This window comes from Candidatus Goldiibacteriota bacterium, assembly GCA_016937715.1.
Taxonomy (GTDB): Bacteria; Oederibacteriota; PGYV01; order PGYV01; family PGYV01; genus PGYV01.
Genome location: JAFGWA010000117.1, coordinates 1 through 15,386, shown reverse-complemented (window position 1 = coordinate 15,386; position 15,386 = coordinate 1). Strand labels below are relative to the sequence as shown.

The window sequence follows — 15,386 nt, the reverse complement described above, 5'->3', positions numbered from 1 at the left end:
TCAAGGGTTTTATAGCGCCTCGGACACTACCCAATAAAAACCTTAATAACATTTTCATTAAAAATTCGGGTAATTCTTTAATTTATGCCTTTTTAGTTTTTGCTTTAAGAGCTTTTGAAACGTGAACAGGCACAAATAGTTCTGTTTTCCCGCCATAAACCGCTATTTCTTTTACCGCGGATGATGAAATGTAAAGGTATTTCTCGTCCGGCATCAGATAAATCATTTCCGCGTCCGGATTAAGTTTTTTATTTAAAAGCGCCAGCTGAAATTCATATTCAAAGTCAGATATTACCCTGATGCCCCTTATTACCACATTTCTACCGGTGGTTTTCAGATATTCCGCCAGAAGCCCTGAATAGGTCTCTACAGTAATACCCTTTATTCCTTTTACCGCGCTTTTTGTCATTTCCACCCTTTCTTCAAGTGTAAAAAGCGGTTTTTTATGTTTACTCTCTGAAACAGCTATTATGACCCTGTCAAACATCTTTGAAGCCCTTTTTATTATATCTATATGCCCGTTGGTTACCGGGTCAAAAGTACCGGGATATACCGCTGTTTTTTTCATCTTTATTTCCCTCCTGACAACTGCATTTTATAAGCTTCAAGGGTATTTTTCATTAACATGGCCCTTGTCATTAACCCCACACCGCCCGGAACAGGCGTTATAAATGATGCTTTATCCTTTACATTTTCAAAATCAACGTCGCCGCACAGTTTTCCGTTTTCATCCCTGTTCATGCCGACATCAATTACAACGGCCCCCTGTTTTACCATATCCGCTTTTACAAACTTTGTCTTGCCGATAGCGGCCACAAGAATATCCGCTTTAGAAGTAATTGACGGCAAATCCTGTGTCCTTGAATGGCATATGGTAACCGTAGCGTGTTCCTGCAGCAGAAGTATTGCCATTGGCTTGCCAACAATATTGCTTCTTCCTATTACAACCGCATTCTTTCCTTTAATATCGCATCCCGCGCTTTTTATCATCTCTATACATCCGCTTGGCGTGCACGCCACAAGGCATTTGCTTCCTGTAAACAGCCTGCCGGCGCTGTTATATGTAAAACCGTCCACGTCTTTCAGCGGGTCAATTGTATTTGTAATAAGTTCTTCATTAAGGTGCTTAGGCAGCGGCAGCTGAACAAGGATGCCGTTAATTTCTTTTTTTTCATTAAGTTTATTTATAAGTTCTGTCACAATTTCCTGTTTTGTATCAGCGGGAAGCCTGTGAATTTCCGAATGAAACCCAACTTCCAGCGCGTCTTTTTCCTTGCCGCCAACATATACTTTTGAAGCCGGGTCATCACCCACCTGTATTACCGCAAGCCCCGGCTTGGAATTTAAACCCGATACCGTTTCTTTTATTTCCGCCTTTATCTTTGCCGCAAGTGCTTTTCCATCAATAATATTGCCCATTTTATTACCTCCAATATGTGATGGCTAATTGTACAATAATAACAACAAAGTTAAAAGATAAAAGTCACAGCACATACAAGTATTTACTCTTCTGCCGGTATCTTTAAACTTCAAATCCAACAATCACAAGTTTTGCATTTTATATTGACTTGCACCTGTTTAAGTGTTATATTTTAAAAGTTTTTCAGGTTGCCGGGTAGCCAAATTGGTAAGGCATCAGTCTCTGAATCTGAAGATTGTTGGTTCGAGCCCAGCCCCGGCAGCCAAAAACAAAAAGCCCCTGCAAAGGGGCTTTTTGTTTTATATGGGCGAGAAACAAAAACGCCGCTGACTAAAAGTCAGAAAAGCGAGCAAGGGGCGAGCGTAAGGCGTTTTTGGGGTTCGAGGAGCGCCGTGTAGGCGCGAGGTGAACGAGCCCAGCCCCGGCAGCCAAAAACAAAAAGCCCCTGCAAAGGGGCTTTTTGTTTTATAAAATCAACTTTATCTATTATATCTGTATCTATTCCTTTTTCGCATACTTGACTTATTAAATTATAATGATATATTTATAGTTAAGGTAATCAACAAATAAGGAGGGTTCAATGAAGAAAATTTTATCACTACTTGCAGTAATGTCTTTGTTTGCAGTTCCGTCTTATGCTCTTTTGCACGTGGGAGTCAGCGCCGGTTACGCTTACGCCAATATGGACCAGATGAATAACGCCTGGGAAACAGTTAAAACGGACGCGCAGGAACAGAATATGCCTTCAGAAGTTCAGAAATTCGGAAATTCAATTTTTGTAAATGCAGATTTGGGCATTGGATTATTGCCTATAGTTAATATTGGGCCTCGCGTGGGGCTTCAGTATGTATTGCCCGTTAAAAATTCTGTAAGTTATATTAATCCTTTGGAACCATCAGAAACACTTTCTATGGAAAATACCATCTCGTCAATGCTTATACCTTTAGAACTTGGGGTTTCCGCCAACCTTACCCTGCCTATGCTTCCAATATCCATAACAGTCGGAGGATACGCGGGATACGGCCTGGCATTCGGCCTTGATGAAACAAAAATAACTTCAAATATTGCCGGTAACCAGGAAATAAAATATGCAGTTCCGTATGACGGCGGCGGCTTTATGGCAGATGCAACAGCTGCTGTTGAATGGAACATACTTCCTTTGATAAACCTGAGTTTAAACGCGGGATACAGATACGCTCTGATTGAAAATGTTAATGTCACAAACGAAGTAAAAGACCCGATATCCGGAGACGTGCTTATCAGCGCGGACGAAGAACTTACATCACTTGCCGGAGATAAATTAAAAGTTAATTATACAGGTTTTCTTGTGGGCCTTGGTTTAAATATAAGATTTTAACAATTACGTTAACTCCCGTTCATATAAAAGCGGCAGGGTTTATAAACTCCCTGCCGCTTTTATATTTTTACTTTTGATTTTCACCTGTCATTAATGTTATAATAATATAAATAAAAATTATGGGGGTACAACATGAAAAGATACGCAATACTTTTAGCCGCATTATTACTTATTTCTGTCCCGGCAGCTGTTGCTGCTTCAGAAACACTTCCTGTTGACGCGGATATTCAATCCGGAAAAGTGGGTATTGAAGAAACAAAACCGGCCGCGGAAGAGGCCGAAGCCGCGGAAGAAGCCGAAGAACTTGACACAAAAGGCGCGGAACAGGGAGAGACTTCCCCATCGCTTCCTGACGAAGCAAGCAAATCAATTTATTTTGGCGATGTCCGTTTTTTCGCGGGCTACACAACATTAAACATGGCTGATTATAACAAAATTGCGTCAGAATATAATTTACAGCAGGTTAAATCCGGGCTTTTAGTCGGCGTTGACTTTGGAATAAAAATCCTTCAGTGCCTGTCTGCCGGCACAAGAGTTGAATTTATAAAAGCTTTCGCGGAAGGCACAGGCACCCTGGATAAAATAGATGTTTCTCTGCTTCCTGTAATGGCTGGTTTAACTTACAGTTATTATCTGACTGACCTTGATTTTGTAATTTCTGCCGGCGCTTACGCGGGCTATGCCTGGGCAAACGGCACATTTGAAGAAAATGTGGGCGGAACAGCCAACGTCGCGGAACGCTCTGAAATTTATGGTTCCTGCTTTGCCGCTGATTTTGACCTTAGGCTTGATTACATGATAAACACCGCCCTGTCAGCAGGTATCACCGCGGGTTACAGAATAGCAAACCTGCCTGTCATGAAAGCAAAAGGCGCGTATATAAACAGCGATACCGTTACCACTGCATCAGGAGACGACCTTGCGTTTGATTTCAGCGGGCTTGTAATTGGCGCCGGCGTTTCAATGAATTACTGATGCGTAAATTACAGGATTATTTCAATGGCGCTTTTTAAATCCGAAGAAGAAAAAAAACAGGAATATCTGAAAAAAGGCCTTGAGTATGAAAACAAAAACGAAAATGACAAGGCAATAAAAGAATTTGAAAAAATTCTTAAAATGGATCCGGCTGATGAAGACGCCCTTTTTAACCTGGGTTTTATATTTTCCGATATGCGCCAGTATAAAAACGCCTATGCTATTTTTAAAAAACTTATAAATACCAATCCCAAACATACAGAAGCCTATAACAGCCTTGGCCTTTTATTCGCGCGCCAGGGCAAATACAGCGATTCCCTGTTTGTATATCAGAAAGGAATTGAAAACAACCCTGATGCCGCCCTGCTATATAATAATGTAGGCAACCTGCTGTATGATATGGGGCGTTACGCGGACGCGCTTACAAACTTTAAAAAAGCCGGCGACCTTAATCCGGCTTACAGCGAAAGGCTTTATCACCTTGGAATTGACTCCTTTATTAAAGGCGGCGAAATGGATGATGCCATAAAGAAGCTTGAAGAAGCCGCAAAGAAAAATATGAATAAAGCAAAGACAATGCACGACCTCGGAATGGCTTATCTTGAGCAGCATATGTATGACAAAGCCGTTGCTTCTTTTAATCAGGCCCTTGCCATTGACAATAACTACATTAGCGCCTATATTAACCTTGGTTATGCATACCAGCACAAAGAAAATTATATTCTTGCCATTAAAGCCCTTGAACGCGCCGCGTATCTTAATCCCAAAAACGCCAAACTTTACAATACTATCGGGCTTCTGTATGACAAAATGGAAAATCCGGACACTGCTGTAAAAGCTTACAAAAAAGCCGTGGAACTTGACCCTGCTTATTCCAACGCGCACTATATGCTTGCCCAGATTTATCAGAACAGGGGCAATACGGATAAGGCAATAGCTGAATTTACCACGCAAATACGCATTCAGGAATCCGGCGCGATCGTGGATGACTGCATTTCGCGAATTGCGGATTTAAAAAATGTGGCTGTTGAAGAAGTGCAGAAACTTTTCAGCAGATATATAAAACCGCAGGAAGAAAAAAAGGAAATTAAAACACCGCCGGAGGTTAAGGCAGCTGTTGTGCCGCCTGTGTCTGCGCCGGTTATTAACACCCCTGCCGAAACAGAAGAAGACAGAAGCGATTATATGAAAAAACTTGGCGAGAAAATAAAACAGGAACAGGCCGCCCGCATGGCGGCGGAAACAGCGCCTATTCTACAGAGCGCGCCTGTCGTTTTACCCCCTGTTAATACTTATGACTTTCAGGTAATTGACAGCGGACCGCAGATCGTGGAACTTCCCACTTTTGAAGAGTCCGCACAGGTTAATAACAGTTTTATGCCGGAACCATCAATCCAGGTCATCTCGCTTGAAGGGCCTTCAATATTTGAAACACCCAAACCCCCTGCTTCAGCGCCCGCGCAGAATAACACTTACTTTCCTCCGGAAGCTTACAGGGAAACAATTATAAAAGCCGTGGGATCTGACGCGCCTTTACCCACTGATTCCATGCCCGAATTTAACGAAGCCGCGGTCACAAACCGGCAGATGCCTGTCAAACCGGCAGCACCCGCAAAACCGCCTGCACCAAAAAAAGACGACACTCCCCCGCCGCCCAAAATCACACGCAGTTTCTACTGATTTTCATGATATTTTACAGTTGCCATTGTTTATACCGCGTGATATTCTATAAAAATTAAAGATTAATTGCAGGAGGGTTATCTATATGGGAACAGCTGATTTTCTGTCAGGAACAAAAGGCTTTAAGGATTTAAGCAGGCAGGATATAGACGCTTTAAACACGGTATGCGCCGAAGAAATTTTCAAACCAAATGACACCATTTTTCCGGAAGAAGGCCCCGGGGATAAAATGTACATCTTAAAAACCGGTTCGGTAAAAATAACCAAAAAAATCAAAGGCCAGGAAAATACAATTGCGGTTCTTAATCCCGGGGAATTTTTCGGCGAGATGGCGCTTTTGGACGGAATGCCCCGTTCTGCCGCGGCAAAAACAGCGGGCGATTCCGTGGTGATTTCTATTTCACGCGATCAATACCTGACTCTTAGGCAGAAATTCCCGCAGACAGCATTAAAAATAATTGATATTCTTGTGCGTGTTTTAAGCAATAGATTACGCCAGGCAAACAAAAATCTGGAAGTAATATCTTTCTGGATAGAATAATAATTTAAGATTCAGTTACAAAAACATAGAGGGGCTGGGCCGCATGCGGCGCAGTTACAGGTGAGTATTGTGTTAAGCAAAGTTAAATCCGCATCTATTTTAGGCATTGACGCTTATGAAGTGGAAGTAGAAACAGATATGACCTTCGGTATTCCGGGTTTTTCAATCGTCGGCCTTCCCGATACTTCCGTCAAAGAAAGCAAAGACAGGGTGAAGTCTGCTATTACCAATTCCATGATAGAGTTTCCGCCTAACCAGAAAATAACCCTTAATCTATCCCCTGCTGACCGAAAAAAAGAAGGGCCTTCATTTGACCTGCCCATAGCCATAGGCATTTTAGCCGCCAGCGGCACCTTAAACACGGCTAAACTTGAAAGTTACATGATAACCGGCGAACTGTCGCTTGACGGCTCTATAAACTCCGTTAAGGGCGCTTTATCTATGTCTTTGCTTGCAAAGAACCTTGGCTATAAAGGCATTATAGTGCCCTTTGCCAACGCCGACGAAGCCGCTGTGGTGGAAGGTATTGATGTACTTGCGGTAAAACACTTCAGACAGGTATTTGACTTTTTAAACGGGGAAATTACCCTTGACGCTCATACAATTGACATCACAGAGGTTTTTTCCAGGGCTTCAGTTTATCACATTGATTTTTCAGAGGTTAAGGGCCAGCAGCATGTTAAAAGATCTATGGAAATAGCTGCTGCCGGAGGGCATAACATAATTTTAATCGGGCCGCCCGGTTCCGGCAAAACAATGCTTGCCCGCAGGTTCCCCACTATCCTGCCGGAAATGAATTTAACCGAAGCAATTGAAACCACTAAAATACACAGCGTGTCGGGATACATGCGCGAAAAAACCGCGCTTATCGCAACACGCCCTTTCCGTTCGCCGCACCATACAATTTCTGACGCGGGGTTAATAGGCGGCGGCGCGGTGCCGCGTCCCGGCGAAGTGTCACTTTCACACAACGGGGTTTTATTTCTGGACGAACTGCCGGAATTTAACAGAAACGTTCTGGAAGTTTTAAGGCAGCCGTTAGAAGACGGGCATGTGACAATTTCACGCGCGGCTATTTCAATTACTTATCCGGCAAGATTTGTATTATTTGCCGCAATGAACCCCTGCCCCTGCGGATATTCCACGCACCCTACCAAAAGCTGTTCGTGTACGCCGGCTCAGCGCGAGAAATATATGTCTAAAATATCCGGCCCGCTTCTGGACAGAATTGACATTCATGTGGAAGTCCCGGTAGTGGAATATAACGAGCTGGCGTCAAAAGCAGAGGCGGAATCATCCGCTTCAATACGGCAGCGCGTGAACACCGCGCGCAAAGCACAGGAAAAAAGGTTTGAAAAGTCAGGAGTCTTCTTTAACGCCCACATGGGGCCAAGGCATACAAGAAGATTCTGCCAGCTTGACACAGAGTCGCAGGCATTATTAAAAACAGCCATAGAAAATTTAGGTTTATCCGCCCGCGCTTATGACCGCGTCCTGAAAGTGTCCCGCACAATTGCGGATTTAGAGGGCGCGGAAGATATTACATCCACACATATCGCGGAGGCAATTCAATACAGAAGCCTGGACAGAGAGCATTGGAAAGCCGGGGTGTAAAGATGGGATTAGATAATAATAAAATCATACTTCCCCACGGCGGGTATCAGAAGCTAAAGTCATTCCAGATGTCCGAAATAGTATACGATGCAACCGTAAAGTTCTGTGAAAGATTTGTCAGTAAGTTTTCACGGACAACAGACCAAATGATTCAGGCGGCAAGAAGCGGCAGACAGAACATTGCCGAAGGCAGCATGGCGTCAGGGATTTCAAAAGAGACCGAAATTAAACTGGTTGGCGTAGCCAGGGCAAGCCTTGAAGAACTGCTGCTTGATTACCAGGATTACTTAAGGCAGAACGGGCTAAAGCTGTGGAATAAAGATAATAGCAGTGCAATTGAAATACGCAGGCTGGGAAGCCTGCCGGATAGGTCCTATATGACATATAGGACCTATGTAGAGCAGTCAACACCAGAAACCGCAGCCAACACCATCATCTGCCTTATCCACCAGACTAACTACCTTCTTGACCGACAATTAAGGCAATTAGAAGAAGCCTTTGTTAAACAAGGAGGCCTGCGGGAAAGAATGTATCAGGCAAGGCAAAAAGAACGGCAGAAATGACACCTTTAATTATCCAATAACCACTTCCACCATATGTTCTATTCTGTCGTCAACAAGCGGGATGGATAAATCCTGCTGCGCGTTGCCGTCAACAGTTACCGATAATATTTTATCTTCTTCCGCTGACCTTTGAATTGATATGTGATAAAAAGTTTCCCGAAAGCGGTAATGAACCTTAAACGACTGCCATTCTTTTGGAAGGCACGGTTCAAAATACAGCCGGTCTACTTTTAGCTGAATTCCCAGCAGTTTTTTGACAATAAGCTGATACATCCACGAAGCAGAACCTGTATACCATGTCCAGCCGCCGCGGCCTGTGTTGGATTCAACACCGTACACATCAGCGGCCATAATAAACGGTTCCACCTTATATACATCAGATTTTTCCGCCGTATCGCTGTGTCTGATGGGGTTTATTAAGTTCAACAGTTCCCACGCCCGTTTTCTGTCTTTTAACCCGGCAAATGCCATTACAGACCAGACAGCCGCGTGTGTATACTGTCCGCCGTTTTCCCTTACGCCCGGCACATACCCCTTTATATAACCCGGATTATTCGTAATTTTATCAAAAGGCGGGGTAAAAAGTTTTATCAGCATACCCTGCCTGTCAACAAGCAGTTTATCCACGCTTTCCATTGCTTCTTTTGCCCTTGCCGGATCTGCCGCACCGGAAATAACGGCCCATGACTGCGGAATAGAATCTATACGGCACTCTGTATTTAACGAAGAACCCAGCGGCTCTCCATTGTCAAAATAAGCCCGCAGATACCACTTTCCATCCCACGCGTTTTTATCTATATTTTTAGAAAGCTTTGCGGCTTCTTCAAGGCATTCATCGGAAAAAGTTTCATCTCCGTGCTGCTTTGCCATTTGCGCCATAGACATAAGTACCTTATGCAGAAAGAATGCCAGCCAGACACTTTCGCCTTTTCCGTCTTTACCAACCAGATTCATACCATCATTCCAGTCTCCGCTGCCAATAAGCGGAAGCCCGTGTATTCCGTATCTTAAAGCGTGCCTGACTGCCGCAACACAATGTTCATAAAGAGTTCCCCATCTTTCTGATACCCCGGGCATTCCGTAATACGACTCTTCATCGGGATTTACCTGCGGCCCATGCAGAAAACGCACTTTTTCATTTAATACTCCCGTATCTCCGATTTCCATAACATATACAGAAGCAACCAAAGGCAGCCATAAATAATCATCAGAACACTTTGTTCTGACGCCCCTTCCTGACGGCGGATGCCACCAGTGCTGCACATCGCCTTCTACAAATTGATGAGCGGCAAAAGTAAGCAGCTGTTCCCTTATCATTTCCGGATGTGAATGCATAAGCGCCATGACATCCTGCAGCTGATCCCTGAAACCATACGCGCCGCCGGACTGATAATAACCGCTGCGCCCCCACAAACGGCAGCTTATTACCTGATACTGCAGCCAGCCGTTCACAAGAAAGTTAACTGAATTATCCGGCGTCTCAACATAAATTACGCCAAGGCTTCTTTTCCAGTGTTCCCAGACACTCTCAAGTTCTTTATGTACTAATGCCGAACCGTTGTAACGCCGAAGTATTTCACGCGCTTCGTCAGGGCTTTTACCTGAACCAAACAAAAATACCGTTTCTTTTTCTTCGTTATCATTTATTTCAAATTTAACCTGAGCGCTTAAACACGGGTCATATCCGGCGCCGGTTTTACCCGACAGCCTGTCTTTAAACATCGCAGCCGGAGAGCCCATAGACCCGTTTCTTCCAAGAAATTCATTCCTGTCGCCGGTAACAAAACGGGCGGTCTCACTTGTATCAAGAAATACAACCCTGTCAGGAAATTCTTTATTGTAATGGTTATAAGCAAGCATCGCTCCGCTTTTTGAATCAACTTCTGTAATTATATGCATATGATATTTATCCCTGTGCGTCCCCATTACAAGTTCATTATATGACGTGACTGACAGGCTTCGTTTACGGCCCGAATAGTTTTTAATTTTCAGAACACAAAACTTTACCGGATGTTCCAGCGAAACAAAAACTGTCAGTTCTGATTCTATGCCATTTTCCCTGTGCTGAAATACGCTGTAACCAAAACCATGCCTTGACACATAACCTGTTTTTCCTGACGCGGGAAGCGGTGTAGGCGACCAGAAACGCCCGGATTCCTCGTCACGGATATACATTGCTTCCCCGCAGGCGTCTATAACAGGGTCGTTTTTCCACGGAGTCAGACGGAACTCGTGGGCATTCTCGCTCCAGGTATAAGCGCTTCCGCTTTCCGATATGACAGTGCCAAAATTTTTATTTGCCAATACATTTGCCCATGGCGCCGGTGTTCTTTTTCCGGGCGCTGTATTTATGACGTACTCCCTGCCGTCACGGGTAAACCCTCCCAAGCCGTTAAAATATTCCAGGTCTTTACGCTCGCCGATGCCTTCATCCTCTTTTTCAAGACTAAACCTTTTTACAACACTTAACATCGGGCGCTGGGGCCTTATGTGCGACATGCGCTCTATCTGTTCTGCCAGCGTTCCGCCCCTGTCCGTGATTATTATCCTGGCAACGGCCTGCATAAGCACTTTATCTTCTTCTGACATCTGATCCGCACGCCTTAAAAATATGCCGCCGGGCTGATTTGACATACCGGCGCCGTTTTTTGATATCAGGCTGTTTATTTTTTCACTCATGTCATCCCTGTAAACCGAATGATCTTCATTCCAGATTATAAGGTCAACCCTTAACCCTTTCATGCGCCAGTATGAATGTGCCTGCACAAGGCGGTCTATTATATCTATATTTTCCGGATCCTCCACCCGCACAAGCACTATGGGCAGATCTCCGGAGATGCTGTAGCCCCATAAATCCGGCTGACCCCTTAGGTTCTTTTTAAGTATGCTTGCCGCCGCTCGCCACGCCGGATTAGCATATACAATAGCGCCGGCAAGACGGCCATAAAGCTGGGCATCCGCTTCCGTGGCGTTTATCTGCTGCAGCGCCACCTGCCCATGTGTCCAGGACAGATTAAAAACCCTGTCAGCAAGATTGCGGTCCCTGTATTTTTCTATCAGTTTTTTCGCTTCTTCCATGCTGCCGCATACAGCCGTAACATAATCAACAACAGCCGATTCCTGAGAATCAATCTCCACGCTGCCGCGTATGGATATTATCGGGTCAAGCACCGCCCCTTCACTGTCTGAAAGGACTCCGTTATCATGCATTGCCGCGGGATCTGCCGGAGTTCCGCCCCGCCCTATAAATTTGCCGCGGTCAGTCTCATATGAAGCCGGCGCGGTGGAATTCCCATGGACCGCCATAAGGTGTAAAATAAATGGGTAAGCTTCATCCTGAGACCGCGGCCTTCTGCCGCAGATTATCGCCTGATACGGCTTTATAATTTCAGTCCGTATAAAAAGATTACTGAAAGCGCTGTGCGCCTGATCCGCTTCCGGATAATTAAGCACCGCTTCCGCGTAGCTGGTAAATTCCAGCTGACGTTTATCACGCGACCTGTTGGTAATGGTAATCCTGCGCAGTTCCGCCTCGTCTTCCGGCGACACGACAATTTCCGTATGCGTATCTATATTATAATCGCGCCTTTTAAATTCAGCGCGTGATTGTGAAAAAACCGCTTCATAATTTCTGGATTTTTTAAGCGTAGGCTGATGGGCGGCAGACCAGAAATCTCCGGTCTGCTTATCCCTAAGGTATACAAATGTCCCCTCGTTATCCAGCGCCGCGTCTTCACGCCATCTTGTTACCGCTATATTTTTCCATCTGCTGTATCCGGCGCCGGCATTTGTCACCATAACGCTGTATTTTCCGTTTGATAAAAGGTGTATTTCCGGCGTAGGAGTATCGGGATTTGTAAAAACGCGTAACAGCGCCTCCCTTTCTTCCACCTGCCTAAGCGGCCCTGTAATCTCCGTATCATAAAGAAAAGGCACATCCGCCGGAATCTTTTCCTGCAGCAGAAGTTCTGTGGCTTTAAACATCGGGTCTGCCAAAAAGCGCCTCTGCATGGGCCTGTCTAAAAGGACATAAGCAAAAGACAGAAACGACATACCCTGATGATGCGCCATGTAAGATTTTACAACCGCGTAATTTTCATCCGTGGCAAGCCGGGCCGGCGTGTAATCAATTGCCTCATAAAAACCGTATTCCCCTTCAAATCCATTATCTTTCAGCAGCTGCAGATTCTCACAGGCCTTTTCGGGTTCTACCATTAAAGCCATGGCAGACGCATACGGCGCAATCACAAGGTCTTCCGATAGCCCCCTTTTAAAACCTGAATCCGGCACCCCAAAAGAACGGTACTGATAAGCCATTGAGATGTCAACTTTATTATACCCGGATTCCGATATACCCCACGGCACTTCATTACGCCTTGCGTAGTCTATTTGTCTCATTACTATAGCTTTATAAGTCCTGTTAAGCAGCGTACCTTCATAATCCGGCATTACAAGAAGAGGCATCAAATATTCAAACATGGACCCCCCCCATGATACCAGTACAGGATCTCCGCCGCGCTTTGACAAAAGCCTTCCAAGCATGAACCAGTGTTCCTGAGGCACGCTTCCCTGGGCTATGGCGGTATAACTTGCCAGGCGCGATTCTGACGCCAGAAGGTCATAGCACGAAGCGTCAGTTTTTCTCTCGCCCGCGTTATATCCTATGTGAAACAAATGCTTGGACTTATTATAAAGAAAATCATATTCCACATTTGACATTTCACCGCACGAAAGAGCCAGTTCTTCAATCAGGGCTATTCTCTCGCACGCTCTTGTCCCTGCGGTTGTGATTGCATTTTTAAGCAGCAGCAGCCACTCTGTTTCGGCTTTGTTATCTTTATTAAATTCAAGTATCTGATTTATCACAGGCATAAGCTTTAATTCCAGCCGTGCCGCGTCATTAAGCACGGGTATCGTGTCAAGATGCCGTAATTCTTCCCTTAAAAAATTTAATATTTCTTTCTGTTTATCATCATCCTTATCCCACATCCCCGGAATTTCAGTCGGAAGCTGTATCCATGGCGCCATATAAACCATATCTTCAAGGCAGTGATAACACTGCCTTTCAAAAGCCATACCCCATTTTTTCGTTTTTACAAGGCCTAAAAATTCCAGATCAATAATCATTTTGGAACACTCCGCGGATAACTGCCGTAAAAGCATGTGTAATTCCTGAAGTGTTTCAGGCACAGATGAAAGCTTATCACCCAGCCTGTTGATTCTCGCTTTTACCCTTTCAAATGTTTCTCCGGCTGCGGCGCCCATATTTCTAACCGGCTCTTTATGACTTTCTTTAATCACGTCAAGCGTATCCGACAGGCCGTCAATTATTTTTAATGATATAATTTTCTCACCGCGCATTTCAAAAAGGCCGGAGCGCATAACCAGTAAATTGCCTGTAAGATTTCCGCTGTCAACAGAAGAGACATATAAGGGAAGCAGCGGTTTTAAAGTCTCTGTGCTGTACCAATTGTAAAAATGGCCCCTGTATTTCTCCATCGCGCTCATGGTTCCAAGTGTTTTTTTTGTCCTGTCAAGCATTGCCCCCATTGAAATGTATCCAAAATCAAATGCCGTAAGATTGGATAAAAGAGAAAGCCCGATATTTGTGGGAGATGTCCTGCGTGCGGCTGCTCCCAGCGGTTCTTCCTGAAAATTATCCGGCGGCAGAAAATTATCGCGGGCGGTTACAAATTCTTCAAAAAATCTCCAGGTTTTTCTCGCGCACATCCTTAAAAACCGTTTCTTAGATAAGGATAATACATCGCGCCGCAAAGAAGCCGGCCTGCTGATAATATAAGCGATTAAAGGTGAAACCATCCATGAAATAATGATTATAAACGCCGGCAGGTCCGATTTTATGCATCCCGATACCGCGCATAACAGCGCCGTAAACGGAGCGGCAATCATTTTCCTTATATAATCAAACGCGGCCATATTTCCCGCAAGTTCCGTTTCCGCAAAAGTATTCCATTCCAGAAGTTTCCTGCGCGTTATAAACTTCCGCCAGAAAGTGGTAACTACCGCAGCGATATTATAATACGCTTCATAAACTATAAAAACAAAAGAAAGCAGAAACTGCAAACCGCGGTCCGCCAGCGAAACATACAGCGCTGACATATGGGATTCTATCGTTATGCCTTCCGGTTTTTTTCCTATGTCATACAAAAGTTTAAGCGCGATGGGAAGCCCGGAAAACAATATAATAAAAACGGTCCATGGCCATGAGATTTCAAGCAGCAGCCAGCCGGATAAAAACAACATAAAAACAGAAACAGGCACAAGGCTGCGCCTTAAGTTATCAAGTATCTTCCACTGCGACAGAAAAGACAGCGGGTTTTTAACCTTTTTACCGTCAAAACCCGGCACCTTTGAAAAAAGCCATTGTGTTATCTGCCAGTCGCCCCGTATCCAGCGCCGCCTGCGGCTTACGTCTTTAAGATATCCTGTAGGATACTTTTCATGAAGTTCAACTTCTGTCACAAGCGCGCAGCGGGCATAACACCCTTCAAGCATATCGTGGCTAAGAATAAGATTTTCGGGCAGCCGGTCTTTTAGGCACTTTTCAAAAGCGTCAACATCATAAAGCCCTTTACCTATAAATGACCCTTCAAAAAAAAGATCCTGATACACATCCGAAACTGCTTTTGTATAAGGGTCAATTCCCGTTTCGCCGCCAAAAATTTTCACAAAAGCTGACGGATTTTCCCCGGGATAACCGGATTCCACCCTTGGCTGAAGAATTCCGTACCCGGATACCACCCGTTTTTTACTTTCATCATATACCGGCTGATTCAACGGATGACAAATAATGGATACCAGATTTTTAACCGCGTCTCTGGGCATCCTGGTGTCTGTATCAAGTGTAATTACATATTTAACGTCCTGCAAATACTGTACATCGCCTTTTATAACGCTGAATTTATCTTTGCCATTGCCCCTGAGAAGCAGGTTTAATTCAGAAAGCTTGCCTCTTTTTCTTTCGTATGCCATCCAGAGTTTTTCACGGGGATTCCATTTGCGGTTTCTGTGAAAAAAATAGAATATTTCGCCGTCCCTTCCGGGGTATTTGTTATTTAATTTTTCTATACCTTCGGTTACACAGGATAACAACTCCTCATCTTCCGGCATAGATTCCCGCAGCGCATCCTTAAAATCAGTCAGCAGCGCGTAATTTATCAGAGGGTCTTTATTTGCAAGATAACTGACTTCCAGATTTTCTATAAGTGATTTAAT

At 44.5% G+C, this 15,386-nt stretch carries 9 protein-coding genes and 1 tRNA gene; 7 read left to right on the top strand and 3 right to left on the bottom strand.

What is annotated here, in order from left to right:
- Positions 1–82: 82 nt before the first annotated feature.
- Together coaD and folD are read right to left on the bottom strand one after the other, a co-directional pair.
- A complete protein-coding gene (coaD, locus tag JXR81_11475; protein MBN2755462.1) occupies positions 83–568 on the bottom strand; it encodes a pantetheine-phosphate adenylyltransferase in 486 nt (161 codons plus the stop codon).
- A 2-nt stretch (positions 569–570) separates the two neighbouring features.
- A complete protein-coding gene (gene folD / locus JXR81_11470; protein MBN2755461.1) occupies positions 571–1,419 on the bottom strand; it encodes a bifunctional methylenetetrahydrofolate dehydrogenase/methenyltetrahydrofolate cyclohydrolase FolD in 849 nt (282 codons plus the stop codon).
- Positions 1,420–1,609: 190 nt separating this feature from the next.
- Between folD and JXR81_11465 the strand changes: the two genes are divergently transcribed.
- From JXR81_11465 to JXR81_11435, 7 genes are all read left to right on the top strand, one after another.
- Positions 1,610–1,685 (top strand) — tRNA-Gln (locus JXR81_11465).
- Between the two features lie 315 nt (positions 1,686–2,000).
- Complete coding sequence (locus JXR81_11460; protein ID MBN2755460.1) at positions 2,001–2,777, top strand: outer membrane beta-barrel protein; 777 nt, start codon at positions 2,001–2,003, stop codon at positions 2,775–2,777.
- Between the two features lie 132 nt (positions 2,778–2,909).
- On the top strand, positions 2,910–3,752 hold the full coding sequence (locus JXR81_11455; protein ID MBN2755459.1) for a hypothetical protein: 843 nt from the start codon (positions 2,910–2,912) through the stop codon (positions 3,750–3,752).
- Between the two features lie 24 nt (positions 3,753–3,776).
- Positions 3,777–5,432, top strand: coding sequence for a tetratricopeptide repeat protein (locus JXR81_11450; GenBank protein MBN2755458.1), 1,656 nt, complete (start codon positions 3,777–3,779; stop codon positions 5,430–5,432).
- Between the two features lie 85 nt (positions 5,433–5,517).
- Positions 5,518–5,973 (top strand): cyclic nucleotide-binding domain-containing protein, encoded by a 456-nt coding sequence (locus JXR81_11445; protein MBN2755457.1) that lies wholly within the window; start codon positions 5,518–5,520, stop codon positions 5,971–5,973.
- A gap of 69 nt (positions 5,974–6,042) precedes the next feature.
- Positions 6,043–7,587 carry a YifB family Mg chelatase-like AAA ATPase gene (locus tag JXR81_11440; GenBank protein ID MBN2755456.1) on the top strand — a complete coding sequence of 515 codons (1,545 nt, stop codon included), beginning with the start codon at positions 6,043–6,045 and terminating at the stop codon, positions 7,585–7,587.
- Between the two features lie 2 nt (positions 7,588–7,589).
- Positions 7,590–8,150, top strand: a complete 561-nt coding sequence (locus JXR81_11435) for a four helix bundle protein (GenBank protein ID MBN2755455.1) — start codon at positions 7,590–7,592, stop codon at positions 8,148–8,150.
- Positions 8,151–8,159: 9 nt separating this feature from the next.
- Here the strand turns inward: JXR81_11435 and JXR81_11430 are convergent, their stop codons facing one another.
- Entirely contained in the window at positions 8,160–15,281 is a 7,122-nt protein-coding gene (locus tag JXR81_11430; protein ID MBN2755454.1) for a cyclic beta 1-2 glucan synthetase, read from the bottom strand.
- Positions 15,282–15,386 lie beyond the last annotated feature (105 nt).

Excerpts from the sequence above, each read along its gene's own strand:
- JXR81_11450 (MBN2755458.1), top strand. The coding sequence starts at position 3,777 with ATGGCGCTTTTTAAATCCGAAGAAGAAAAAAAACAGGAATATCTGAAA.
- folD (MBN2755461.1), bottom strand. The coding sequence starts at position 1,419 with ATGGGCAATATTATTGATGGAAAAGCACTTGCGGCAAAGATAAAGGCG.
- JXR81_11430 (MBN2755454.1), bottom strand. The coding sequence starts at position 15,281 with ATGCCGGAAGATGAGGAGTTGTTATCCTGTGTAACCGAAGGTATAGAA.
- coaD (MBN2755462.1), bottom strand. The coding sequence starts at position 568 with ATGAAAAAAACAGCGGTATATCCCGGTACTTTTGACCCGGTAACCAAC.
- JXR81_11435 (MBN2755455.1), top strand. The coding sequence starts at position 7,590 with ATGGGATTAGATAATAATAAAATCATACTTCCCCACGGCGGGTATCAG.
- JXR81_11460 (MBN2755460.1), top strand. The coding sequence starts at position 2,001 with ATGAAGAAAATTTTATCACTACTTGCAGTAATGTCTTTGTTTGCAGTT.
- JXR81_11455 (MBN2755459.1), top strand. The coding sequence starts at position 2,910 with ATGAAAAGATACGCAATACTTTTAGCCGCATTATTACTTATTTCTGTC.
- JXR81_11445 (MBN2755457.1), top strand. The coding sequence starts at position 5,518 with ATGGGAACAGCTGATTTTCTGTCAGGAACAAAAGGCTTTAAGGATTTA.